The organism is Nonomuraea sp. NPDC049152 (genome assembly GCF_040648355.1).
Classification (GTDB): domain Bacteria; phylum Actinomycetota; class Actinomycetes; order Streptosporangiales; family Streptosporangiaceae; genus Nonomuraea.
The window spans coordinates 157,471-180,076 of record NZ_JBEZDO010000010.1 but is presented as its reverse complement, the minus strand read 5'-3'; the positions used below and the strand labels follow the sequence as shown (position 1 = coordinate 180,076).

General features: G+C 68.8%; 28 protein-coding genes. 14 read left to right on the top strand and 14 right to left on the bottom strand.

What is annotated here, in order from left to right; translation table 11 throughout:
- Nucleotides 1-107 precede the first annotated feature (107 nt).
- Nucleotides 108-689, top strand: a complete 582-nt coding sequence (locus AB0B45_RS20395) for a hypothetical protein (RefSeq protein WP_358132552.1) — start codon at nucleotides 108-110, stop codon at nucleotides 687-689.
- A 194-nt stretch (nucleotides 690-883) separates the two neighbouring features.
- Here the strand turns inward: AB0B45_RS20395 and AB0B45_RS20390 are convergent, their stop codons facing one another.
- The 3 genes from AB0B45_RS20390 to AB0B45_RS20380 all read right to left on the bottom strand — a co-directional run bounded on the left by AB0B45_RS20390 (nucleotide 884) and on the right by AB0B45_RS20380 (nucleotide 3,724).
- Nucleotides 884-1,765 (bottom strand): aminoglycoside phosphotransferase family protein, encoded by an 882-nt coding sequence (locus AB0B45_RS20390; RefSeq protein WP_358132550.1) that lies wholly within the window; start codon nucleotides 1,763-1,765, stop codon nucleotides 884-886.
- A gap of 89 nt (nucleotides 1,766-1,854) precedes the next feature.
- On the bottom strand, nucleotides 1,855-2,424 hold the full coding sequence (locus AB0B45_RS20385) for a MepB family protein (protein WP_358132549.1): 570 nt from the start codon (nucleotides 2,422-2,424) through the stop codon (nucleotides 1,855-1,857).
- Between the two features lie 346 nt (nucleotides 2,425-2,770).
- Nucleotides 2,771-3,724, bottom strand: a complete 954-nt coding sequence (locus AB0B45_RS20380; protein ID WP_358132547.1) for a hypothetical protein — start codon at nucleotides 3,722-3,724, stop codon at nucleotides 2,771-2,773.
- Between the two features lie 396 nt (nucleotides 3,725-4,120).
- On the opposite strand from AB0B45_RS20380, the gene AB0B45_RS20375 reads away from it, so the two are divergent.
- Nucleotides 4,121-4,792, top strand: a complete 672-nt coding sequence (locus AB0B45_RS20375) for a transposase (protein WP_358132545.1) — start codon at nucleotides 4,121-4,123, stop codon at nucleotides 4,790-4,792.
- On the opposite strand, the gene AB0B45_RS20370 is transcribed toward AB0B45_RS20375, so the two are convergent.
- From AB0B45_RS20370 to AB0B45_RS20360, 3 genes are all read right to left on the bottom strand, one after another.
- On the bottom strand, nucleotides 4,704-5,492 hold the full coding sequence (locus AB0B45_RS20370) for a hypothetical protein (RefSeq protein WP_358132543.1): 789 nt from the start codon (nucleotides 5,490-5,492) through the stop codon (nucleotides 4,704-4,706). The genes AB0B45_RS20375 and AB0B45_RS20370 overlap by 89 nt on opposite strands.
- 105 nt (nucleotides 5,493-5,597) lie before the next feature.
- Complete coding sequence (locus tag AB0B45_RS20365; RefSeq protein WP_358132541.1) at nucleotides 5,598-5,825, bottom strand: hypothetical protein; 228 nt, start codon at nucleotides 5,823-5,825, stop codon at nucleotides 5,598-5,600.
- 45 nt (nucleotides 5,826-5,870) lie between these two features.
- Nucleotides 5,871-6,092, bottom strand: coding sequence for an NUDIX domain-containing protein (locus tag AB0B45_RS20360; protein ID WP_358132539.1), 222 nt, complete (start codon nucleotides 6,090-6,092; stop codon nucleotides 5,871-5,873).
- 443 nt (nucleotides 6,093-6,535) lie between these two features.
- On the opposite strand from AB0B45_RS20360, the gene AB0B45_RS20355 reads away from it, so the two are divergent.
- Nucleotides 6,536-7,267 carry an SRPBCC domain-containing protein gene (locus tag AB0B45_RS20355; protein ID WP_358132537.1) on the top strand — a complete coding sequence of 244 codons (732 nt, stop codon included), beginning with the start codon at nucleotides 6,536-6,538 and terminating at the stop codon, nucleotides 7,265-7,267.
- Between the two features lie 271 nt (nucleotides 7,268-7,538).
- Here AB0B45_RS20355 and AB0B45_RS20350 read toward each other — a convergent pair whose 3' ends face one another.
- The 4 genes from AB0B45_RS20350 to AB0B45_RS20335 all read right to left on the bottom strand — a co-directional run bounded on the left by AB0B45_RS20350 (nucleotide 7,539) and on the right by AB0B45_RS20335 (nucleotide 11,273).
- Nucleotides 7,539-8,222 (bottom strand): SUMF1/EgtB/PvdO family nonheme iron enzyme, encoded by a 684-nt coding sequence (locus AB0B45_RS20350; protein WP_358132535.1) that lies wholly within the window; start codon nucleotides 8,220-8,222, stop codon nucleotides 7,539-7,541.
- Between the two features lie 348 nt (nucleotides 8,223-8,570).
- Nucleotides 8,571-9,248, bottom strand: a complete 678-nt coding sequence (locus tag AB0B45_RS20345; RefSeq protein ID WP_358132533.1) for a hypothetical protein — start codon at nucleotides 9,246-9,248, stop codon at nucleotides 8,571-8,573.
- A 123-nt stretch (nucleotides 9,249-9,371) separates the two neighbouring features.
- Nucleotides 9,372-10,067, bottom strand: coding sequence for a methyltransferase domain-containing protein (locus tag AB0B45_RS20340; RefSeq protein ID WP_358132531.1), 696 nt, complete (start codon nucleotides 10,065-10,067; stop codon nucleotides 9,372-9,374).
- 129 nt (nucleotides 10,068-10,196) lie between these two features.
- Nucleotides 10,197-11,273 (bottom strand): diaminopropionate ammonia-lyase, encoded by a 1,077-nt coding sequence (locus AB0B45_RS20335; protein ID WP_358132529.1) that lies wholly within the window; start codon nucleotides 11,271-11,273, stop codon nucleotides 10,197-10,199.
- Nucleotides 11,274-11,366: 93 nt separating this feature from the next.
- On the opposite strand from AB0B45_RS20335, the gene AB0B45_RS20330 reads away from it, so the two are divergent.
- Nucleotides 11,367-11,849 carry an Lrp/AsnC family transcriptional regulator gene (locus tag AB0B45_RS20330; protein ID WP_358132527.1) on the top strand — a complete coding sequence of 161 codons (483 nt, stop codon included), beginning with the start codon at nucleotides 11,367-11,369 and terminating at the stop codon, nucleotides 11,847-11,849.
- Nucleotides 11,850-11,927: 78 nt separating this feature from the next.
- Nucleotides 11,928-12,713, top strand: coding sequence for a carbon-nitrogen hydrolase family protein (locus tag AB0B45_RS20325; RefSeq protein WP_358132525.1), 786 nt, complete (start codon nucleotides 11,928-11,930; stop codon nucleotides 12,711-12,713).
- A 13-nt stretch (nucleotides 12,714-12,726) separates the two neighbouring features.
- Here AB0B45_RS20325 and AB0B45_RS20320 read toward each other — a convergent pair whose 3' ends face one another.
- From AB0B45_RS20320 to AB0B45_RS20310, 3 genes are read right to left on the bottom strand one after another with little or no spacing between them, the layout of a single operon-like run.
- Nucleotides 12,727-13,239: a tetratricopeptide repeat protein gene (locus AB0B45_RS20320; RefSeq protein ID WP_358132726.1), complete on the bottom strand. Its 513-nt coding sequence runs from the start codon at nucleotides 13,237-13,239 to the stop codon at nucleotides 12,727-12,729.
- Nucleotides 13,143-13,961, bottom strand: coding sequence for a hypothetical protein (locus AB0B45_RS20315; RefSeq protein ID WP_358132523.1), 819 nt, complete (start codon nucleotides 13,959-13,961; stop codon nucleotides 13,143-13,145). Before AB0B45_RS20315 ends, AB0B45_RS20320 begins: the two co-directional genes overlap by 97 nt.
- Nucleotides 13,880-14,860 carry an AfsR/SARP family transcriptional regulator gene (locus AB0B45_RS20310; protein ID WP_358132521.1) on the bottom strand — a complete coding sequence of 327 codons (981 nt, stop codon included), beginning with the start codon at nucleotides 14,858-14,860 and terminating at the stop codon, nucleotides 13,880-13,882. Before AB0B45_RS20310 ends, AB0B45_RS20315 begins: the two co-directional genes overlap by 82 nt.
- Before the next feature lie 95 nt (nucleotides 14,861-14,955).
- Here AB0B45_RS20310 and AB0B45_RS20305 point away from each other — a divergent pair, with 95 nt between their 5' ends.
- From AB0B45_RS20305 to AB0B45_RS20280, 6 genes are all read left to right on the top strand, one after another.
- On the top strand, nucleotides 14,956-15,408 hold the full coding sequence (locus AB0B45_RS20305) for a carboxymuconolactone decarboxylase family protein (protein WP_358132519.1): 453 nt from the start codon (nucleotides 14,956-14,958) through the stop codon (nucleotides 15,406-15,408).
- 31 nt (nucleotides 15,409-15,439) lie between these two features.
- The gene (locus AB0B45_RS20300) at nucleotides 15,440-15,730 is read left to right on the top strand and encodes a hypothetical protein (RefSeq protein WP_358132517.1); all 291 of its coding nucleotides are present in this window, start codon (nucleotides 15,440-15,442) and stop codon (nucleotides 15,728-15,730) included.
- A 136-nt stretch (nucleotides 15,731-15,866) separates the two neighbouring features.
- On the top strand, nucleotides 15,867-17,138 hold the full coding sequence (locus AB0B45_RS20295) for an MFS transporter (RefSeq protein WP_358132515.1): 1,272 nt from the start codon (nucleotides 15,867-15,869) through the stop codon (nucleotides 17,136-17,138).
- A gap of 74 nt (nucleotides 17,139-17,212) precedes the next feature.
- Complete coding sequence (locus AB0B45_RS20290; protein ID WP_358132513.1) at nucleotides 17,213-18,073, top strand: LLM class flavin-dependent oxidoreductase; 861 nt, start codon at nucleotides 17,213-17,215, stop codon at nucleotides 18,071-18,073.
- Nucleotides 18,074-18,450: 377 nt separating this feature from the next.
- Nucleotides 18,451-18,744, top strand: coding sequence for a hypothetical protein (locus tag AB0B45_RS20285; protein ID WP_358132511.1), 294 nt, complete (start codon nucleotides 18,451-18,453; stop codon nucleotides 18,742-18,744).
- Between the two features lie 217 nt (nucleotides 18,745-18,961).
- A complete protein-coding gene (locus tag AB0B45_RS20280) occupies nucleotides 18,962-19,522 on the top strand; it encodes a hypothetical protein (protein ID WP_358132509.1) in 561 nt (186 codons plus the stop codon).
- A gap of 3 nt (nucleotides 19,523-19,525) precedes the next feature.
- Here AB0B45_RS20280 and AB0B45_RS20275 read toward each other — a convergent pair whose 3' ends face one another.
- Nucleotides 19,526-19,702 (bottom strand): hypothetical protein, encoded by a 177-nt coding sequence (locus AB0B45_RS20275; protein ID WP_358132507.1) that lies wholly within the window; start codon nucleotides 19,700-19,702, stop codon nucleotides 19,526-19,528.
- A gap of 316 nt (nucleotides 19,703-20,018) precedes the next feature.
- On the opposite strand from AB0B45_RS20275, the gene AB0B45_RS20270 reads away from it, so the two are divergent.
- The 3 genes from AB0B45_RS20270 to AB0B45_RS20260 all read left to right on the top strand — a co-directional run bounded on the left by AB0B45_RS20270 (nucleotide 20,019) and on the right by AB0B45_RS20260 (nucleotide 22,502).
- Entirely contained in the window at nucleotides 20,019-21,668 is a 1,650-nt protein-coding gene (locus AB0B45_RS20270; protein WP_358132505.1) for a hypothetical protein, read from the top strand.
- Nucleotides 21,669-21,760: 92 nt separating this feature from the next.
- Nucleotides 21,761-21,970 carry an integrase core domain-containing protein gene (locus AB0B45_RS20265; RefSeq protein WP_358132503.1) on the top strand — a complete coding sequence of 70 codons (210 nt, stop codon included), beginning with the start codon at nucleotides 21,761-21,763 and terminating at the stop codon, nucleotides 21,968-21,970.
- Nucleotides 21,971-22,166: 196 nt separating this feature from the next.
- Nucleotides 22,167-22,502 (top strand): hypothetical protein, encoded by a 336-nt coding sequence (locus tag AB0B45_RS20260; RefSeq protein ID WP_358132501.1) that lies wholly within the window; start codon nucleotides 22,167-22,169, stop codon nucleotides 22,500-22,502.
- Nucleotides 22,503-22,606: the final 104 nt, after the last annotated feature.

Sequence of the window (22,606 nt, the reverse complement as noted above, 5' to 3'; positions counted from 1 at the left end):
CGCGCCCACAGGCGGAAAAGGCGGAGCAAGATAGGTGATCAGAGGCCCTGATCACTTTGTGCCTGCGGCGGGGCTTGCCCGGCGGGCGTGCGACCACAGGAGGAACGATGCCTTTCGTTGACCAGCTACCCGCCCTCCTTGGTGTCGTGGTCGGTGCGGTCGGCTCCTACGCCGCCTCCAGCCTCACCGAACGCGGCCGCTGGCGCCGCGCGAGAACTGAGCGATGGGACAACGAGCGCTTCCACAGCTACGCCCGCTACGCCCACCTCCTGAAGATCCAGATCCACCTGGCCCAGCGCATCGGCGCTGCCCGGGGCTTACCCCGCACCGGCAACCCGATAGACATCGAGGAGGGGCTGGCTCAGCTCGACGAGGCTGAGACCAAGCGGGCAGCCGAGTGGGAGTCGGTGCTACTGGTGGGCGATGCGGCAACCGTGGCCGCAGCCCGCACCTGGCACGAAGCGGTCTGGAACGTTGAGCTCTACGCCAAGGGCATGCGCAATGACCCAGATGGTTGGGTCAGCGCCGTAGGCGCGATGAGCCGCGCCCGCGACGCCTTCTATGCCAGCGCTCGCCGCGATCTCGGCATCGCCGGTCCGCCGCCGCCCTCCGGTCAGTGGCCCCGGCCATGGGAGATCGACGAGCCCGCTGGGTCAAGCAAGATCATCCCGGGGCAAGATGTCGGGTAGGACGGTCTTACCAGCTGTCTTGTCCGGGCGAAATCGTGGTATTGGCCAGTGTCTGACCTGCAACATGTCAGGTAGTTCCGAACGATGGACGCCGCATTCGTCCGGACTAACTCTGCATTTTCGGTGCCCCACTCTCATGATCTTGAACGGTCGTTGTAGCGACCGCTCACGCATGTGAAGCCAGTTCTGAACTCTCAGCCGGATGCCAGAACACGATCAAGCGCCTCCCTGCCTGCGCGTCCCCATGTCGGCTGGCCGCCCGGCAGGCCCCGTTCCCAGGCTTGGCCGATGCACATGAGGCCAACACTGATGTGGACGGCCCACCCTCGTGCGCGCCGGATCATTGCCTTGTCCGCCTTGGCGTACGCGTCGAAGAAGCGTGCAGCCGCATCTGAGGGAAGGAGCAGCCACGCGGCGGCGAGATCGGTCGCCGGATCGCCGGCGCAGAGTTCGCCAAAGTCGATCACACCGAAAAGCGTCCCGCTCGAGACGACGACATTGGCAGGATGAAGATCACCGTGCAGCCAGACTGGCGGGCCCTCCCACTCGGGAGCAGAGACGGCTTCGTCCCAGACAGCACGGACATCATCAACGGCGATGCGAGAAGCAACGTCCTGCACTCTTCTGTCGAACTCGAGCGCGAGCGTACTGAGGGGGACACCGCGGAGCGGGTTGGCCGGCGCATCCGCGGGCGCCTCCAGATGGAATGCCCTCAGAAAGGTCGCCAGACTGTCGCCCGCGCGTTCGCCGTCGGTGATGGAAACGCGGTCGCCCGGTTCACCGGGAACCCACGTCGTAACCATCCACGGCCACGGGAAACGGGCGCACGGTTCACCCATCCGCAAAGGGGTTGGCACTGGGAGTGGAAGGCGTGGGGCTAAGGAGGGAAGCCATTGTTGCTCGTTGCGAAGGCCAGATGAAGCCTGTGCCCTACGCGGTAGGCGCACCGCCAACTCGTCATCGAGACGCCACAGCTGGTTGGACCAGCCGGTGGCTGCCAGATGGAGATCCAATCCTGCAAGGTCCGGATGCTGCTCACGCAGGAGGGATCGCACCAAGTCCTCATCAATCTCCATAGCCGTCATCTTCCCCTGTCAGACCCTGCGTCTCGGGCGTGTTCTCTTCCTCTAGACAAGTCATTCCGAATGATCAGAGGTTGTCCGTCCTATGGGTGGTAGAGCGCTTGGGCGCGGGCGGAGTCGATGGGTCCGTCCTGAGGCAGGTGCAGGAAGTGATCCAGCTGCCACGCCTGCGCAGTGCCGGCTTGGCGGTTGGTGGTGGTCACCCAGGGCGGGTAGACGCGGAAGGCTCGTTTCCCACCGGAACCGTTCGCTGATACGACACCGTGTTGGCAGAGCGCGTCCATGAGAAAGACGAACTGGCCGAAGTGGTGATGGTCGCGGGTGCTGACGACGAAGAGGTCGATGGGGTCGGTTGCGTCGAAAGGCTGGATGTGCCCGCCCGGGGACCTCTTCCATACGGTGACGAACTGGCCGACCTTGGTGGGGGTCGTCTTGGCTGCGCGGAATCGGATGGCGAGTCCGTCAAGGGTGAAGGCATGGGCGGCGTACGCGGCACTCTCGGTTTCCGGGACTGGCTGCGAGCAGGTGAACCCGCAGGGGTCGTAGACGAGCGCTTTTGCCGCGAGGAGATCTCTGTGGGCCGGGGTGGTGTCCGACCACGGTTCCAATCCGGTGGGGTGGAGATCGGGTGAGTGCTCGCGGTTCGTCGCCATTCGTTCACCCTGTCACGAATGCTGGGACGGTCGCCGACTCACCTGGGGGTGTAGCTCTCGCGGAGCAGACGCCTCGGCAGTCATCGTCGCCGACCAGTTCATCTACCTGTGACCCCGTAGGTGCGACGAAGGCGACCGCGCCGGGCGGGTTCGCCAGCGGGTCCCTCGGTCGAGAAGACCCCGAGCATCCGCACCGTGTCCTACTGCACCGCCCCAACCAGGCGAGCCGTTCTGCGGATCGCTCGCGGAACGGCACCGTCGGGGAGCTGCTCACCGCTCCGACCGGTTAGCCATGCCTGGCGGACTAGGCCTGTACGGACTTCGGATCTTCATGCGGGCAGCCGTGTCAGGCAGCCCGCTTGAACCCGAAAGCATGGAGCTTGTGCCAGATCAGCGCGTAGCCATCAGTGCTGACCGCCAGCGGCGCCGCGGGCAGGTTGTCGCCGAGCACCTTGCCGGTCTTGTCGTCCAGGGCCAGGTAGAGAGGCTCGGCTCCCTGCTCTTGCTTGACCTTGAGGTAGGCGATTCCACCGAAGGCCGACTCGACCGACACCTCACGCTGGTTTTCCACAGTGGGGACGAGGAGCTTGCCAGTCCTGGAATCGATCAGTGTCAGTGGATCGTCGCACAGCACGGTATCGCTGTCGGCGTCGAAGGCGGACGTCGCGCATCGCACACCCACCGAGTTCGAAACCTCGAACCCGCCCACCCGCTCACCCGTCATCAGGTCGTACAGCGAGTGAGTGGAGGACATCCCGTCCGACTGCCAGGTGAGCAGAAAGTCGCCGACGATGGTTCTGCCCTGCACATCTCGCGGTAGCCGCCAGGCCAAGCTCCCGCCCTTGGACAGGTCGAAGCCATGAACGACCGCCGCCTCCTCGTCCAGGAGCATCCCCCTCGGCCGGTACACCGCCTTGTCCTTGATGACGCCGAGCAAGGAGTTTTCTTCCTCGGCGCCGATCGGCAGGGCGACGGCCTGTTCGCCTGCGAGGGTGGACAGTTTGGACACGTTGCTAAGACCGGCTCCGTCCGCCTCGCCTTCGGCGGCGTAGCCACCGATGAAGAAGGTGCCGGAGCTGCCGTTGCCGCCCTCTGGCGAGCGCCAGACCTCCGAGCCTGTCTCGTCGATCACCAGGTCGGACACCTGGCTGGACTCGGCGGTCAGCCCCGATGCGGCCAGTTGCCGCCGATGCCGTACCACTGCCACCGGTTTGCCGTGATCAGTGTCCGCGCGCAGGGTCGCGTCCTCGTCTTCGATCGGGATGCTCTTGAGCTCTTTGCCCGTGGCGGCATCGATCACCTGGAGGGCGAAGGTGTCGGCGGCCCGCCCAAGTACGGCGAAGGACTTGCCGACGGCGACGGCGTCACGGATGGAGCCGAGGGGCAGCGTCCACGCCTGCTCCGCCGCGAGTCCCGGCAGAGCGGGGCCCTCGTAGGCGGGTCCTGCCGGCGCGGGTGTTGCCACGGCCGGAGTGGACCCTCCCGGCGTGGGTGCCGAGCACGAGCAGAGCAGCAGGACGATCAGTGAAGCCAGTAATCGACTGGGCATTCATGGAACGTATGTCCAAGATCATCCCGTGTCAACGCTGTCAAGCCAGTTAGGGCGCGGTTCCGGACCGCGCCCTAAGGCCTTGTACGGGGTTGGGACCAGAGGGATTCGGCTGCGCGTCATCCGTGATGCCGGTAGGCCAGCAGCATGGCGCCTGGAGACCTCACCGACGAGGAATGGACGTTGATCGAGCCTCACCTGCCACTGGGTGAGCGGGGCCCGATTCCGGATCTGCGTCAGCAGTTCAACGCGGTGATGTGGCGGTTTTGGACCGGTTCCCCGTGGCGGGATCTGCCTGCCGAGTATGGGCCGTGGTCCACCACTTATGACCGGTTCCGATCCTGGGCGATGGCGGATGTCTTCGCGCGTCTGATGCAGGCGATGATCGCCGAGGCCGCGGCTCGCGGGCAGGTCGACCTGGACCTAGTCAGCGTGGATTCCACCACGGTCCGTGCCCACCACCACGCCGCCGGAATGGTCTTGGACCAGGAGTTGGTCACCGCGCTGGACAAGGCCATCGAACAGGAAAGGGGGCTACGCCAAAGGGGCAAAACCGTCATAGCGACGGGCTCGACACCAGCACCGACACCGACGACGGAGCTGGACGCCAGCACCTGCGACAACGGCGCAAGATCCGGCTGCCCAGATGAGCGGCCGGACCAGGAGCCGCGCGGACAGCAGCCGCGCTGGCGCGACCGACGCGCGACGGCCGGGGCCGCCGGTGGTGGTCTCACGAGTGGGGGCGGGCAGCGTCAGAGGCATGGCGTGGCTCCCATCGGGGCGTTGGACGTGCGCTCCAGGCCGCGACGTGTCCCATGAGCCAGATCGTCACCACGGTCCGGGCCTGTCCGCGGACATCGCATCGCTCGCCCGCGCGGATCTCGCCGGCTCGGGCGGACGCGTCCGCGAGGCCAGTCGCCCAAAGGGCCACGTCCTCGGCCAGCATCCTGCGCTGGTCGAGGCTGCCCCACGTCATCGGCGGCCGGACCATGGGGGTGTCGGAGTCGTCGCCGAAGAACCAGGTGTACGAGGTCTGCTCCACGCGGGGCATCCGGGCGCCCAGCGCGGCGGGCAGAGCCTCCGCGATCGGCCGCACGGCCTGCTCCCACAGCGGGATCCACGGCTCGTAGCCCGGATAGGCGCAGTAGGTGATGCCCTGCCGCACGGAACAGCGGTGCGCGTCCTTGCCGAAGTAGCGTTCGCGGACCCGCGGGTCCACGTCGTCCAAACTCAGCTCACCCGCCGAAGGGCGGGCAACCGAGGGCTCGGCTGCCGCGATGGCCCCCGATGGCACCGCGACAGCCAGCGCCACCACTACGGCCGCGGCGGGCGCGAGCCGTACACGATGCTTGAGCAGCGCGATCCCGCCGAATGCGACCGCGAGCGCGAGCACGTAGACCAGGTGGACGGCCGACGGCCGGTCCGGCCAGTCGGGCCGATGGTCCTGCATCACCGGCAGCAGCCAGCCCGCCGGGCCGTTCATGGGGTTGGTGTAGATGAGGAAGCCCAGGACGGCCACCACCAGCGGCCCGGCGATCAGCCACCGCGTCCATCGCCCGACGGCGACGCCCAGCGTCGCGGCGAGGACGGCGACGGCGTCAGCTGCCTCATCCGCGGCCGAGGGTCACAACCCCATGTGGATCAGCCCTGAGGGGAGGCCGTCGACCAGCAGCGACCCCAGTCTGTTCGCGAGGTCTCGCGGTGAGAACACCTCATCGCCCCTCTGCGCCGCGATGTCAGCCACTGTCCACCATCGGAAGCGCGTGATGTTCTCCAAGGCCAGCTGTGCGTCCGTCCACGACCCACGCGGCACGAAACTCGCTGTCCGAACCAGGTAGTAGTCGTTGATCACGCCCCCGTAGCCTGCCGCGTACTGGGAGCCCACCACTTCCTGCCGTCACACATGGTGTGGCTCGTCGCTCAGCAGGAGACCGACTTCTTCGTCCAACTCACGCCGAAGAGCCGTAAGAAGGGACTCGCCGGGCTCGACCCCGCCGCCCGGCATCGCCCAGACGACGGGCCCACCCTCGGAAGTCAGGTCATGGCGGCAGAGGAGTACCCGCTCATCCTCATCGACGAGGATGGCCCGGACCGACCGGCGCAGCCCGGATGTCGACACGCTGGGACCCTATCGAGGCGGAGATCGCCGACGCGAAGCGCGGCCCGGACAGCCCCGAGGCGGGACGATCGGATGGCGGTGGTGGACCGTGCCGGAGTCCGGCAGAGCGTTGAACCGCTGAGGCGGTAACGGCCGATGTCCACGTATGGCCGGGCCACGCCCGGCGGTCGGCGAGATCGTCGTCAGTCAACGCGGGAACGTCTGTGCCCGATGTAGCCTGCGGCCATGCAGGACGTCGCCGAGGTCTCGCTTGAGCCCATCCGGGCCCGGCTCCGCGACCATGCCGGCCGCCCCGAACGCGCCGGCGTGCGTCGAACCCGACCGGGCCGTGTGCGCCGACAAGCACGCCGGAGCCGTTGCGGCCCTGGTGTCCGAATACTACGAAGAGTCCGCCGAGCAGACCACCGGATCGTCGCCGTCCACCCGAGCATGAGGGAAGCCTGATGACACACCCGTTCGAGCTGAGCCAGGAGATCGAGCTCGCCGCCACTCCCGAGCAGGTCTGGGACGCGATCGCGACCGGACCGGGCGTCGACTCCTGGTTCATGGGACGCACCGAGCTCGGCACGTCCGCAGGCGGTCCCGCCGACCTCACGATGATGGGCCACACCGAGCAGGCCACGATCACCGCCTACGAGGCGGGCATCCGCCTCTCGACCCGCAGCGCGGAGACTCCCGACGGACAGTTCATGGCGTTCGAGTACCTCATCGAGGGGCGCGGCGGCGGCACGACCGTGCTGCGGCTCGTGCAGAGCGGCATGCTCGGCGACGACTGGGAGACCGAGTTCGAGGCGATGAAGGCCGGCTGGCCCATCTACCTGGAGACCCTCAAGCAGTACCTTACGCACTTCACCGGCCGCACCCCGTCGGTCACAACCGTCGTGCGGCCAGGAGCGGGCGGCCCTGACGCCGTCTGGAAGATCGTCACGGAGTCGCTGGGCGTCACGCCGGACGTCGCCGAGGGCGACGAGGTCCGGCTTCCGGGCGGCTCCGACGGGGTCGTCTACTATGCGAACCTGCCCGTGAACCTGGGTGTCCGGACGGAGGAGGGCCTGTACCGGTTCATCCACTCCGGTACGGCCCGCGGCGACGCCCTCGTGCTCGGCCACCAGAACTTCGCGGGCCGCGACGAGCAGGCCGCATGGGACGCCTGGACGGCCGAGCGCTTCGGCTGACCGGCCGATCCGTCGCGATCCGGGCACGTGCTCGTTCCGGTACTCGCCGTCGACCTGGAAGGAGGCCCGGGAGGTGCCCCGAGCGCGTGCCCGGCCTCCTGGCGTCGTGCAGGCGTCGTGCAGGCGCCGGGCGGACCCGACGAGGACGCCGACGAGGCCGGTCGTATGGCCGCCGCTTGGCCTGCACCGACTCGCGGTCCGCGGCGCCTGGATGCACCGCTCGAGACGGCGTCCTACGAAAAGCCCCTCACCCGACAGGAACTCGACCGCCTCATGACACGGTTCGAGCGAGCCGGAAGCCGAGGTCGTCGATGGCGAACGTGGGGTGGCTGCGGCGACGTACGGAGGCTCCGCAGCCCCGCGTCGACTCGGCCCAGCTCCCGCCGCGGAAGATGCGATAGGAGCCGTAGACCTCCTCGTCGTAGAGGTCCCAGCACCACTCCCAGACGTTGCCGAGCATGTCGTGCAGCCCCCACGGGTTGGGTGCCTTGCCGCCGACGTCGTGGACGCGGCCTCCGGAATTGTTCGCGTACCAGGCGATGTCGTCGATCTCCCCGTACCGGTACCCGCTGGTACCCGCCTTGCAGGCGTACTGCCACTCCGCCTCGGTCGGCAGGCGATAGCCGTTGGACGTCCAGTCGCAGGTCACTTCCCCGCTCTGAGCGTCGCGGGAGTAGGCAGGGTTCAGCCCGGAGCGAGCCGAGATTCGATTGCACACCTCGATCGCGTCGAGCCAGCTGACGTTCGTCACAGGCGACGCGCCGCCGACGGACGGATCGAGATCCGCTCCGGTGACCTCGCGATGGAGGTCCGCGGTGACGGGATACCGGCCGAACAGGAAGGGAGCGATCTCGATCTGCCAACGGGTGCCGCGTCGATCGTCTCGAAGGTCCACCGTGCCACCGGGGATCTGAACCATCGAGAGGATCGTCGGCTCGTCGGTCGGCGGGTGCATGCGGCGTGCCTCTCGGTTCCGGGACGCCCATGAGGTCGTCGCGCGCCCATGATAGAGGTCGTGACCAGGGCCCGAAGCACCACCCGCCAGATCTTGGTCCGGCGCCCTTCAGCGCCACCCGTGCCCGCTTCCACCCGGTTGAGGAGTCGGTGGCTCGTCGGGCGGTCGCTTCGGCCACGGCAGCCGCCCCCTGTGGCGTTCCCGCAGCGGTACGGCGCGGCCGGTAGGGGGTGCTGACCTCCGGCGGCACCGCAACAACCACCCCGCGACCCGCACACCGTTACGGGACTCGCCAGAACCTCCGAGTCCAGCGAACCCGCGTCCGCAAGGCACGGGTTGAAGATCAAGCTAGGCCATGCGCCAATACTGTCGCTTGTCCCTGTCCCGCACGACGACGCCGAATCTGGCCAGTTCCTTGCGCAACTCCCTGGCGTCGTCGCCCTTGTCCGCCTTCAGCGCCTGGGCGCGGGCGGCGAAGACGGCGTTCGCGCCGTCGGGCAGGCCGGAGGCGCCGGGAACCCAGAGCCGGTAGGCGTCGTCGTGCGGGTCCGTCTCCGCCCAGCCGTACCCGTGCTTGGTGAAGGCCCTGGACAGGCGTTTCGCGCTCAGGTCGGTCTCTTCCCTTGCGGTCTCCCGGCCGTGGTGGCCGAGCAGCACGAGTTGCTTGCCGTCCTTGAACGCCAAGGCGATCTCACCCCGCTCGACGACCTGGGTCTCGTCCCTGGTGGAGAGCGTCACCTGTGTGTCGGAGACGGCGACAGTAAGGGATTCATGCACGGCGGTGAGGCCCAGCAGAAGGCCCGCGATGACGCCCACGGCAACGACGCCGATGGTGAGCCCCGGCTCCGGGAACGAGCTGAGCAGCTTGGCCGGCCCCTGGAACGGTGCCCAGGGCAGGGTCACGAGCCATCGCGCGAGCAGCTTCACCAGCCAGCCGAGGACGGCGCCACCGGCGACGCAGGCCAGGATCACGATCAGGGCGGAATCGGCGACGACGGTGGCCTCTGAGTCTTTTCCGGCATTCACGTCATTCGAACCTACCGCCATCCGATGGCTCGCCGTCCGGCCCGCGCCTCGACGGCGACCAAAGTCGGAGGATCATCGACTTAAGGAGGGGGAGCGGCACGGACAGCCGCCCTCCATCTCGTGTCAAGGGCGCACAAGCCTGACAGCGAGGAAGGACGGCGCCCGGTGCAGCCTGTCGTGAGTGGCCTCGTCGATCTCTCTCAGTTCGGGTGCCGGACGCGGCTCGATGAGGCGCTCCAGCACGAACCCAGCGGCCAGCAGCTCGCCCAAGAAGGTCTCCAGCGGCATGCGCTGGAAGTGAATCGAGAACGGGCTCCCGCTGAGGGAGAGGTCGACCCAGTCGTCGGCGTAGTACGAGCCGCCGAAGTGCTGCCAATCGGCTGCCGGATGGGTCGTCGAGACCAGCAGCCATCCCCCAGGCCGCAGCACCCGGCGCAGCTCACCCAGAAGCTGCGCGCGACGGGTGAGATGGTGGAACACCAGCGCGCACACGGCCCCGTCGAACGACGCGTCATCGGCGAACGCCAGCGGCTCCTCCAGATCGTGCAGGCGAAGCTCGGCCCGCTCACCCACACGCGCCCGCGCGTGATCCAGCAGCGTGCCGCTGCCGTCGACACCGACCACCTCGGCGCCGCGCGCCAGTAACTCGGCCGCGTAGTGTCCGGCGCCGCAGCCGACATCGAGGACCCTCGCCCCGGCGACGTCACCGGCGAGTTCCAGCATCGCGGGCCGATCGGTGTAGGCGTTGTACGGGCTGATGTCGGCGTGCTCGGCGAAGTAGTCTCCGAGCGCGTCGTGATAGGCGGTCTTCGAGGGCATGGGCACATCATGGCGGCGGCCGTGATCTACCGCGAACGGATTGCGGCATCCCGGCCGCCCACGACCGGTGCCGTACCGAAACGCCGGATCCCCGCAGGGCCGCTGGCGAGCCGGTCGGGTCACGGCGGGTCAGTACGCCCGTTCGGTCCCGACGAGGAGGACGCGGGAGTCCGCGTCCAGCGCGAGGGCGGCGCGCGTGGCGGGGTCCGTGGACAGCAGCCCCGCCGCGCCCGCCGCCCCGCACGGCGAGAGCCGTACCCCCTGGCCGGCCAGGGTGGCGGCGGCGGCCTCGGCCTGCTCGTCGGTGATGGTCACGAAGGCGTCGGCCAGGCGTGCGAGCAGCCGCCAGGCCAGCAGGGACGGCTCGCGGCAGTCGAGCCGCCCCAGCCTCGTCCGCCCGCCGCCGACCCTGGCGGGCCGGCCCTCCATCGCGCTGACCATCAGGCAGGGGGCGGCCTCCGGTTCCACGACGACGATCCTGGGATCCTCACCCCAGCGGTCGCGCACGTAACCGGCGGCGGCGCCGGCCAGCCCGCCCACACCCGCCTGGACGAACACGTGGGTGGGTGCGGTGTCGATCTCGGCGAACAACGTGGTGTAGCCGCGCATGATGTCGAGCGGGACGGCGGTGTAGCCCTCCCACGAGCTGTCGGCCACCAGCCGCCAGCCGTGGTCCCGCGCCGCCTGCGCCGCCTCGGCCATGCTCTGCTCGTAGTCGCCGGCGCTGCGCCGTACCCGCGCGCCGAACGAGCGCAACCGCCGCGCGAACGGCTCCGGGACGTCCTCGCTGAGGTAGACGACGGGATCGCCGCCGAGCTCGCGCACCGCCGCCGTCATGGCCAGGCCGTGGTTGCCCGCGCTGGCGCAGACGAACGGGGCGGCGGCGGCGACCTCGCGCAGCCGCCCGTCGCCGGGATGCGGGCCGTACAGCCGTTCGGCCTCGGCGGACACCAGCCGCGCCACCGCGTACATCCCGCCCAGGGCCTTGAAGCTGCCCAGCCCCATCCGCCCGCTCTCGTCCTTGATCTCGACCGTGCCGACGCCCGCCGCGGCGGCCAGGGCCGGCAGCGGGCGCAGCGGGGTGGGGCGGTAGGCGGCGTGCCCCCGGAAGTGCGCGAGCGCGCGCGCCGCGTGGCCGGCGCCGACCAGTTCGCGCTCCCGCGCGGTGTAGGGGCCGCGTCCGGTGTTCAGCCAGCTGCTCTCCATGGAGGAGAGCCTAGGCAGGTACGGCGCGGCTGATCCTCGAACCGGCGGCCGCTCATGCGGTCCGGCCGCACGAATCGCGGCTATCGTGCGGCCATGCGCACACCACCGCTGGACGACCTCGACCACGCCATCCTCGACCGCCTGCAGCGGGACTCCCGCACGATCGCCGAGTCGATCGCCGCCGACGTGGGTCTGTCCGCCGCTGCGGTCCAGCGGCGGATCAAGCGCCTCAGGGAGAGCGGGGTGATCGCGCGGGAGGTCGCGGTGCTCAACCCGAAGGCGCTCGGCCAGGCGATGACATTCGTCGTGGAGGTCGAGATGGAGCGCGAACGGTCGGAGGTGCTCGACGCCTTCCGCTATCAGGTGGACGCCGATCCGAACGTGCAGCAGTGCTACTACGTGACGGGCGCCTACGACTTCGTGCTGATCGTGATCGCGCGGGACATGGAGGACTTCGAGGAGTTCACGCAGCGGACGTTCTTCGACAACGCCAACGTCCGCCGCTTCACCACCAGCATCGTGATGCGCCCGGTCAAGGTCGGCCTGACGCTGCCCCTCCCCACGAAGCGGACGTGACCGCCCGCGTCACGGTCTTCTCATCTCCGCCGGTACCCGGGGCGTGGGTGCAAGATCACGGCAGCTATGATGCCGGGCATGTCCTCAGAGTCGTTGATCGTGGCAGTCGCACAGATCTCCGCCGAACCAGGCGATGTGAGAGCCAACGCCCGTTCGGCGGCCGCTTTGGTACACAGTGCGGCCGATGCCGGAGCGAGACTGCTCTTGTTTCCCGAGCTGTCACTGGTCGGCTACGACCTGTCTCTCCTCACCGACCCATCATCCTGGGTGAGCGAGAACGATCCGAGGCTCGACGTCATTCGTCAGGCCGTCCAGGAGCGCGGGGTGACCACGGTGGTGGGCGCCGCCTACCGCTGGCCCGACGACACGAAGTGGATCGCCTCACTGGTGATGCGCCCCGACGGCGAGATCCACGTCCACGGCAAGCGGAACCTGCACGGCCTGGAGCGAAGCATGTTCCAGCCCGCAGGAAAGGGCCCGCTCCTCGACATCGACGGCTGGCGCGTCGCCCTCGCCATCTGCTACGACGCCGGCGTGCCGACCCACGCCGAGGACGCGGCCCGCGACGGCGCCGACGTCTACGCCGCCTCGGCCCTGTACACCCAGGCGGAGGAGCGACGCATCGACGTCCACTTCGCGGCCCGCGCCATGGATCACCGGATGTTCGCGGTCGTCGCGAACTACGCCGGCACGGGAGCGGGGTGGGAGTCGTGCGGCGGCAGCGGGCTCTGGCACCCGGACGGCAGGCGGCTGACCCAAGCCGGAACCGATCCTGGCCTGTTCACCATGACACTGTCGCGCAGCGAGCTCCAGGCGTTGCGAGACAAGGACGCGCTGGCCGGATACGCGCGCGGCGCGGCCTGACCGTTCGTCACGCTCACGGCCTCACGGGGTGAGGACTGTCCAGCCCTGTGGACTCTCCGGCATGTTTCAGGAAGGTGCGGACCTCCTCGGCCTCCGGAACACCGAGCTCGCTGTAAAGGCCGAGAGCCAGCCGCCCATGCTCACACGCCTGCTCTGAGTGCCCGAGTGCGAGGTGGGCGCGCGCCAGCCCATCGTGAGCGCGCGCCCGCTCCGGCCGGTTGCGCGTCAGGTTGGCGAGCGCGAGCGCGGCCGTGTGCCCCTCGACCGCCCGAGCCGGGTCGCCCGCCGCCTTGGCCAGCCCGTTGAGTGCGGCCGCCTCGTCGGTGGTGTTGCCGAGCTTGCGGTAGACAGCCGCGGCCTGCTCGTGGCGGGCGCGTGCCTGAGCGAGCTCGCCTTGATGCCGCAGGACGACGCCGAGGTGGTTGAGGCTCACCGCCTCTCCGGCCGGGTTGCCGACCTTGCGGTGGAGCGCCAGTGCCAGGTCGAGATGGCGCCGGGCCTCCGCCGGACGGCCGGCCCTGTCCAGGACGAGGGCGAGGATGCCGAGCACGTGGGCCTCACCCCAGGTGTCGGCGCCGATCCGGGTGAGGTCGAGAGCCTGCTTGAGGTACTGCTCCGCCTGCGCGTCCTGCCGCCGGCGCCGTCGTCCTCGGCGATCGAGCGGGCGTGCTCGCGCAGCAGGTCGTGGAAGGTGTACCGGCCGGGTTCGAACTGCAGGAGCATGTGGGCGTCCAGGAGTCCTTCGAGGAGTTCCTCCGCCTCCTCCTCGGAGATCCCCGCCAGCGCGGCCGCGCCGTAGGGGTCGATGTCGCGGCCGGGCACCCGCCCGAGCAGGCGGAACATGCCCTGCTCAGCCTCATGGAGTTGCTCGTAGGAGAGGGCGAAGGCCGCCGACACCCCGTCCAGGAGCCGGCGATGGTCCCGCAGCCGGCCCGCCAGGTAGGACACGGTCCAGCGCGGGCGGTGCTGGAGGCGCGCAGCCGAGATCCGGATGGCGAGCGGGAGATGCCCGCACAGCTGCAGCACCTCGCGTACGGCGTCCGGCTCGTGGCGAGCGCGTTCGCCCACGATCCGCTCGAACAGCTCGGCGGCGTCCTGCTCGCCCAGCAGGTCGACCGACAGCGCATGGGCGCCGTCCAGGTCGACGAGCCGCCGCCTGCTGGTGATCAGGACGAGGGTGTCGGAGTGCCCCGGCAGCAGGGGGCGCACATGCTCGGCGTCGAAGGCGTTGTCCAGTACGGCGAGCACACGGCGATCGGCCAGCTCGGCACGCCAGAGGGCGCTCCGCTCGACCAGCGTGACCGGGATGCGGTCGGCGGGCACCCCGAGCTGGCGGAGGAGGGCAGCTCGGGGGCCCGTCCGGAGAAATCGGGAATGTCGTAGGGCAGGAAGGTGGAGCGACGCGGTGGGCCGGACACCACCGGCGCCGCGCCGGCCAGGCGCAGGGCCGGGTCGTCCGCCAGGACCGCCCGCTCCAGCTCGGTGAAGGCACGCCCGGGGTCAAGGCCCTGTTCCTCCGCGAGAGCCGTACGGTAGGAACGCGCCGCGGCCAGGGCGTCGGCCTGCCGCCCCGACCGGTGCAGGGCCAGGACGAGGTGGCCGTTGAGCGTCTCGCGGAGCGGGTTCGCGCTCACCTGGGCGGCGAGCTCGTCGAGCAGATCGCCGTACCGCCCGTCGGCGAGCTCGGCCTCCACCAGGCGCTCGTACGCCGACAGCCGCCGGTCGTTCCAGAGCTGCCGCACTCCGCTGACGTAGTGTGCGTGCACGTCCTCCAGCGCCTCGCCGCTCCACAGATCCAGCGCTTCGCGCAGCTCGCCGGCGGCTACCAGGTCGGTGAACTCCTGCGCGTCGAGCTGGCCTGGCTCGGGCCGCGCGATGTAGCCGCCGGCACGCGTCTCCAGGAGCTGTACGGCTCCCGCACCACGCAGCACCTTGCGGATCGCGGTGATCGAGGCATGGATCTGCGATCGGGCGGTGTCGGGCCGGTCGTAGCCCCACATCGCGTCGATCAGCCGCTCGATGCTGATCACCTGGCCTGCGTTGAGCAGGAGGTAGGCCAGAACAGCCCGGTGATGTGGGGCGATGCCCGTCAGGGGCGCGCCGTCGGCGATCATCTGGACGGGGCCGAGAAGGGTGAAGCGCGGCATCGTCCCCCCATCACCGTCGCATCGTTGGCGCATAGCGAATGTATCAACCCGGGCAGCCAATCTGATCTCACACCAACCGAGACGGAGGAAACACGATGGAAGCCCGGATGAAGAACCCCGCCACGATCATCCCCGCCGTGATGCGGCCGATCCAGGAGCTGATAAAAGCCGCTCAGTCGCAGGGTCTGCCCCAGGAGCTCATGGAGATGATCCACCTGCGGGTCAGCCAGATCAACGGGTGCAGCTTCTGCGTCGACGCCGGCCTGAAGAACCTGCGCAAGCTCGGCGAGAGCGACGAGCGCATCGGCCTGGTCACCGCCTGGCGCGAAGCTCCGTACTACACCGACGCCGAGCGGGCCGCGCTGGAGCTGGCGGAGGCCTCGACCCGGCTGGCCGACCGCGCCGACGCCGTCCCCGACGAGGTCTGGGACAACGCCGCCGACCACTTCGACGAGAAGCAGCTCGCCTCGATCCTGTTGATGACCGCCGTCACCAACCTCTTCAACCGCCTCAACGCCCCGATCCGGCAGATCGCCGGCAGCTGGTAAGCGCCGACCCACACACACAGGAGACACCGACATGTCCGTTGTCCGCTCACACCGCTACTCCGTCGCCGACGCCGACCTGGAGGAGTTCCTGGCCCGACGGAACTCGCTGATCGCGACCGTCCGGGAGGGGCACCCCGGGCTCACCCACGTCGTGCTGATCCAGCTCGAGGACGGCACCTACACCGACACCTGGCACTGGGAGAGCGCCGAGCAGATGGGCGCCGCGTTCGCCGCCCTGCCCACCTTCCCCGAGGCGCCGCTGACCATGGCCCTCACCAAGGACAGCGCCGCCCTGAACGGCCGGGTCGTCGACGAGCACTGAGACCCGATGATCGTCTTCAGCACCGACGACGTCGACGCGACCCGTGAGCAGGCATGGCAGCGCATCACCGCGGTGACCAGCAGGCCGCGGCCCGGCCCGGCAGCTTCGCAAACTTCACCGGTGAGGAGTCCACCACGTGTCCAAGTCTGGCGGCGCTCCATCCGCGACGGCGAACCGCTCGTATCGTGACGTGCTGCGCAACAAGCGCGTGGCCGGGCTGCTGCTCGGCGACCTGCTGGCCAACATCGGCACCGGCATGATCATCGTGGCCATGCCCGTGCAGACCCTGCGCACCCACGGGCACATACCCCCGGCGATCGCCGTCGCGATAGTGGAGGCGGCCCCGTTCGTCCTGTCCACGGTCCTGGCACTCGGCATCGGCCTGGGCCGGGTCCGGATACCGCCCCGCACCCTGCTGATCGCCGACTGCGCGCTGCGGGCGCTGACCTTCACCGGCCTGGGCATGGCCGCGGTGACCGGCCGGCTCAGCCTGCCCATGCTGGTAAGCGGGCTGCTGCTGGGCTCGGCATTCCGGATGGCCGCAGCCGGCAGCCGCCGTCTACTCCTCACCTCGATGGCGGACGAGGCGGAACGGTACGGCGTCAACGGACTGCTGGGCCTGAACAGCAATGTCGCACTCTACGTGCTGGGGCCCGTGGCCGGCGGGCTCATGGTGGCGTCCGGCGGGCCCGGCGCGGTGTTGTTCGTCGACGCGTGCGGTGCGCTGCTGCTGATGGCGTGCGTACTGCGCTGGGTGCCACGGACGGGGGCGGAGTCGAAGGAGCCCACCGACGCGCAGCAGGACGAGTCGGGCTGGCGCATCCTGCGCCGCCGCCCCGTGGCCGCCCGGCTGCTGGTCGTGGTCTTCTTCTTCAACTTCCTCTACATGCCGATCGAGGTGGCACTCCCCCTGTACGTCCAGGGCACCCTGCACAGCGGCGCGTCCGGTCTCGGCCTGCTCTGGAGCAGCCTGGGCGCCGGCGCGCTGGCGGGTGCCGCTCTGGTCAACCTGATGCGCGGCCTCCCCCAGCGCCATCTGCTCGTCGCGATCATCGGCCTGTGGGCGCTCTGCCCGATCGCCCTGGCCGCCGTGGACAACCTGACCGCCGCGATGATCGTGTTCGCGCTGGGCGGCCTGGTGTGGGCGCCGTTCACCCCCGTCGCATACAGCTTCCTGCAGTCGGGCCTGCGGCCCGGCGAGCAGCAGCCGGTGGTGACGCTCTGGACGACGGGGGCGACGATCGCGGCCCCGCTGGGCCTGCTGGCCGGCGGCCCGCTCATCCAGCTGACCGGCACGGGCACGGGCCTGGTCGTCTCGGGCCTCCTCACCCTGCTGCTGCCGGTCGCGGCGGTGAGCGTCCTGACGCGGTCACCCGGGCAGACCGGCGCCGACCGCAACACACCCTGACCGGATCTCCCAGTGGACAGACCGCTGCTCGTAGGTTGTGACCAGGCACGATGTCAACCTCAGGAGTAGGACAGATGACCAGCACGCCTTCACCCGAGCCCGCCCAGGACGGCATCCGCTCGGCGCTGTGGTTGCCGCTCTTCGACGAACTCGCCGACCCACTCGTCGTCGCCCGCCTGGCCGCCGAGGCCGAGGAAGCCGGATGGGACGGGGTGTTCGTCTGGGACCACCTGCGCTGGGGCGAGCCCGTCGAGGAGGTGGCGGATCCGTGGATCACGCTCGCGGCGATCGCCACCGCCACCGAACGCGTGCGCATCGGGCCGATGGTCACTCCGCTCCCCCGCCGCAGGCCTGCCAAGGTGGCCAAGGAGACCGTGACGCTCGACCAGCTCAGCGGTGGCCGCCTCACCCTCGGTGTCGGCCTCGGCAGCGACCGCTTCGGCCTTGAGCTGTCGACGACCGGGGAGGAACTGGACGACCGGGTTCGGGGCCGCATGTTGGACGAGTCCCTCGCCGTGCTGGCCGCCGCGTGGTCAGGCGAACCGGTACACCACAGGGGCGAGCACTACACCCTCGACGGCGTCAAACTGCTGCCCAGGCCCGTGCAGCAGCCGGGGATTCCTGTGTGGACCGCGGCGCTGCCGGGCAACCCCGCACCGTTGCGGCGCGCCGCCCGCCACGACGGCTTCTTCCCCGTCAACCTCGACAATCCCGACCAATTCGCGGAAATGACGGCCAGCGTCGCCGAGTTGCGCGCGGCCGAAGGGAAGGACGCCGCAGCGCCGTACGACATCGCGGTGGCCCTGCCTCCCGGCACCGACCCCGCGCCCTACGCCAGGGCGGGCGCGACCTGGTGGATGGTCGAGTTCCCGTGGGGCGCGGTGTCCGTGGACTCCGTACGCGGCGTCCTGCGCGAAGGCCCTGCAGCGCGATGACGGCCCCGTGCCGGACAACGCACGGTACATCGAAGCCGGCCGCGTCGAACCCTTCCCGCCATCCTGCTCGTGTACGGCGCCCGCGCCTCGACGCTGCGGTGGGAGCCGGGCGATCGCATCGCCACCCGCGCCCGATTTCGACATCCGCGACGTCGACAGGAGCTTCGCGCCGGGCGGACCGGGCTACTCGCTGACGGGGCATGGCCGGCGACACGATCGGCTAAGTGGAGGCATTCGGCGTCGGCCGCCCGCATCGTCGTGGAGGCGCCGGGTGCCTGCCGCCCGCCCCGTCGGCCGGTCGATGGTCGGCGCGGCTATGTCGGTCTGGGTGCTCCACATCAACACGTGACGACCACAGCCAGGAGGGGGCGACCAGGATGAACGGCCAGACGAGATATGACTGTGAAGCCTTGGCGCAGACGTTGCGCACCTGCATCTCGACGCTTGGGCAGGAGATCGAGGAGCGCGCCCAGGAACTTGCCGAGGATCGGGTCCGGAAGGCGGCCGCCTACGCCCAGGAGTGCTTGGACGTCGCGGAGCGCGCTGTCGCCGCGGCAGCGTCGAACCACCAGACCTCCAAGGAACTGCTGGCGCTTACGGATCGCTTCCAGGGGAGGCTTGATCAACTAAGTACGACCCTGACAGCCCCTCAAGGCACATCGAGAGTTTGAATCACGTTTCGGTCTGGGTCCTTCACATCAACACCTGACCGCGCAGCACCCAGTAATCAGGTGGGCTGGGAGTCGGCCTGTTGGCAATGCTGGCGCTACCAGCCGCCATCTGTGGCGTTATCGCTGGTAGAGAGGCCATGGTCTGCAGGACGGCGGGAAGTGCCGAGTCCGTACAGAGGCGGCACTTTCCGGCTGGAGACGCCGCGCAGACACCCTGATGACCACCAGCAGACCGGGCGAAGTGCCGCCGACGTTCGGCAACTGGGTACTTCCGACCGCAAGTGGCGGACCAGGACGACAGCCTTACCAACAGGCCGAGTCCCCGGCCATGTCGGGCCCGACGTGGAACACCCGCGCCTTCGCCCACGAAGTACGAAGCATGGGCACCGAAGCGTTCTACACGACTGCGGCTCAGGTGCTGCCCACGCTCCTGATCGCAATCACCCTTGAAGTATCCCTGGTCTTCCAATCGCGCATGCGGGTCATGGAAAGAATCAACGAGAGTGCGCCGGCGGGCGGGCCAGAGCACTACAAGTGGTTCGCCCAGCTTCCCCAGATGCAGCAGTCGGCGTGGCGCTGGGCCTTGGCCTCCAGCACACGGTGGGTCTGGGCTGCAGCCCTACTAGGACTCGTCTTTCTCGTCGGCGAGGTACTCGCACTCCTGGCCGTGGGCTTTCGCTGGTTCACGCCCTTGACCTTCTTTGGCACCGGATCATCCCTGCTGATCCTGGTCCTGGCAGTCGTGTGGATTCCGGTACAGCGACTGTTCAACTCGTGATCATCAATTTTGTGCGGAGCAAGGCATGCTGACCTCGTTGCGCTCCTGGATCGCCCGTCCGACCTGCTGGTCGGGGTGGTCGAAGGGGTCGCGGTGGGCTCCCATGTCGGCGTGAGCGAAGGACTCGGCGTCGGCTCCTCGGTGGGGGCCAGGCGAGGGCGTCATGTGGACGGCGACCATACCGGGAAGCGGAGAGCCAAACGCCGCGCGTGTGCCCCACTCAGCGGCTCGTTTCATGGAAAGTCGTAGATCTTGAGCCTCGACACTCCTATCGTGGGTCACCTCCACATGATCGAATTCTCGGGGGTAGTCGATGCGACAAATCCGGATCCGCGCGCTCACCGTACCGTTGGCCGTGACATTGGGTTTAGCCACGTTCGCCCAGCCGCTGCCGGACGGGCCGGACGAAGCGTACGGCTCCACGCACGCGTCCGTCGCCGACCGATCACCCGCAGCCGTCCGGTCGGCGGTGACCTACCCGGCATGGACATACGGCATGAAGGTTTGGCCTTTCGACATCCTCAACCCGAGCGACACCGAGGTGTCGATCCGCGAACGCCTCGACGAGGCCAAGGGCAAGGGCGCGAACACCGTCATTTTCTACCTCGAGGAGGAGCAGATGTACGACTCCTTCGTTGACGAGGCCGGCTTCCAGAGCATGCTGACGAAGATCCGCTATCTCCTGGCCCAGGCGCATTCACGCGGCCTCAAGGCGGTCTGCTATCTGAACGGCGTCGAGGTCATCACCCGCGACGCGGTGGACTCGAACGGTCGGCCGACCGGCAGGCCCACCTTGGCCAGCACGCATCCGGATTGGCTGCAACAGGACATCTCGGGCCGGAAGATGGCGTTCACCACGACGACCGAGGTCGACTGGGTTCCCGCGAAGGCCGCCGACGACTGGGCCTCGCCGTTCAGCGGTTGGCGGGACTTCTTCAAAGGCCGTCTCACCGCGCTCGGGAAAGCCGGGCTGGACGGCGTCTACATCGACTCGACCAGTCTCCCGGGTACGGTGTTCGGGACCTTCTGGGCATCGTCCGATCCAGGCTTCGCGCAGGCGTTCAAGCAGGCGTACGGCCTGGACGTGCCGCGGAACGTCGACTGGAACTCCCCCACGTGGCGGAAGTTCGTCTACTTCCGCCACGAGGCCATTCGCGACTACCTGGCCGATCTCGCTGACACCGCACGGGCCAACGGCATCACGCCGTTCTTCGAGATGTCCTCGCTCGACAACAAGACCGGCACCGAGCTGGGCAACGACAACCAGTTCACCATCGGCGGCGGTATCGCCGTCTCCCCGGAGGTCGAACCGGCCTATCTCGACGGCAAGTTCAAGGAGGCCTTCCGCGCCGCCAAAGCGAGCCGAGACGCCGATCAGACCTTCCCCATGTGGTTCCTCGGCTGGCCGGAGGGGAACGCCGCCCAGGCCCGGCGAGAGTACGCGATCACCCTGGCACTGTCCGGCAACTACTACCCGACGGTCGACAGCGCTTACCCGCCGAACGCGTTCCCGTTCCTCGACACCCTCCGGCCGATCCTCGACCGGCGGGTGCCGTACGCCAAGGCAGCGCTCTTGTATCCGATGCGCAGCAAGGATTTCACCTACACCAACTCCGCGGCGCTCACGGCCTACAACGACGCCTTCACTGCTCTGGCACAACGGCACGTGCCCTTCCGGATCATCCCCCAAGACGGGTTGACCGCTGCCGACCTGGCCCCTGTCGACACCGTGGTCCTCGGCGGCGCCCAGTCGATGAGCGACCAGGAGCACGCCCTGGTAGCCCCGAAAGCCGTAGCCCTCGTGGGCCCGGACAACGCGACCAAGGACCGCTGGTTCGAGCCGAAGGCCCGATCGTTCTCGAACACCGTGCCCGTCACGGACATCGGTCAGGGACTGCCCTTCTCCGTGTCGGCCCCGGCCGGCTCCTACATCGAGTACTACACCGACCGTAACGACCCGAACCACTTCTATTTGTTCTCCTACAACGACACCCCGTCCGGCACGATCAAAATTACCCGTCCCCAGGGCGTGAGCACGAAGATCTACAAACTCGACCGGCCGACCACCACCCAGAGCGGGCCGACGGTGACGTCGAGCATCGCCGCGAACGAGTACCTCACCGTCCTCGACGTGACGCTGAGCTGAGAATCAGCCATGCCGAGGACGCTCCTGCCTGCCTCCGAGCCTCCAGCCCGGCGGCGGGCGCTCCCCGGCCGCAACCGAGGCGTTGCCGCGCGGTGCGAAAAGGGGCGATTGCGCGAGGTCCTGCGTCCGCGGGGAACGCCTACGTCGAGCGGTGGATCGGCGGCCTGCGCCGGGAGGTCCTCGATCGGGTGCTGATCGTCAGCGCTCGACATCTGCGGTCGGTACTGGCCGCGTACGGGGCTCATTTCGACGAGCACCGCCCCCACCGATCCTTGGGCCAGGCCGCTCCGCTACGAGCCTAACCCGACCCGGTTGCGGCCGATATCAAGGTCATCCGCCGTGATGGCCTCGCGGGCTGATCCACGAGTATGCGCAGGTCCCTTAAGCGCTAAGGTTCGTGCTCCCCAGCCCCTAACAGATGCATCCCCACAGCTACGCCGCCTGCGATCCAATGGAGTCGTGAGCCCAAGACGACGTAGAGCGCTCATCCTGACCGGCGTGGGTGTACTCCTGCTCACCGCCCCTGTCGGCCTCGCCTTCCTCGCAGCCACAGGCGTGATCACAAACCCCGACACGGCAAGCCTCATTGCCACCGGCATCGGCCTTGCGGCCGTCAAATTCATCTCTAATGTAACGAGCGACAAGAAGCGCCTGGAGCGCCTGGAGGAAGCCGAGGAAGACCCAAGCGAACGGCTACGACACCGGATTGCGTCCGTCAACACGGCATTCAGCGAAGCCGCCGCCCTCCTAGATGATCTCCGACGGGACCTCGAAGCCCAGCAAGCCGCCCGCGCCGCCATCAAAGCCGAACGGCGCCGGAGGCGAGGGCGATGACGCCTACCACGGTCATCAGCCGACAGCACCTGGCCGGCGGCGCGGTCCAGGCGCCCTCTCCCTGTCCGCTCAGTCCTGGCGGCTCACGAGGGTCGGGCGGATTC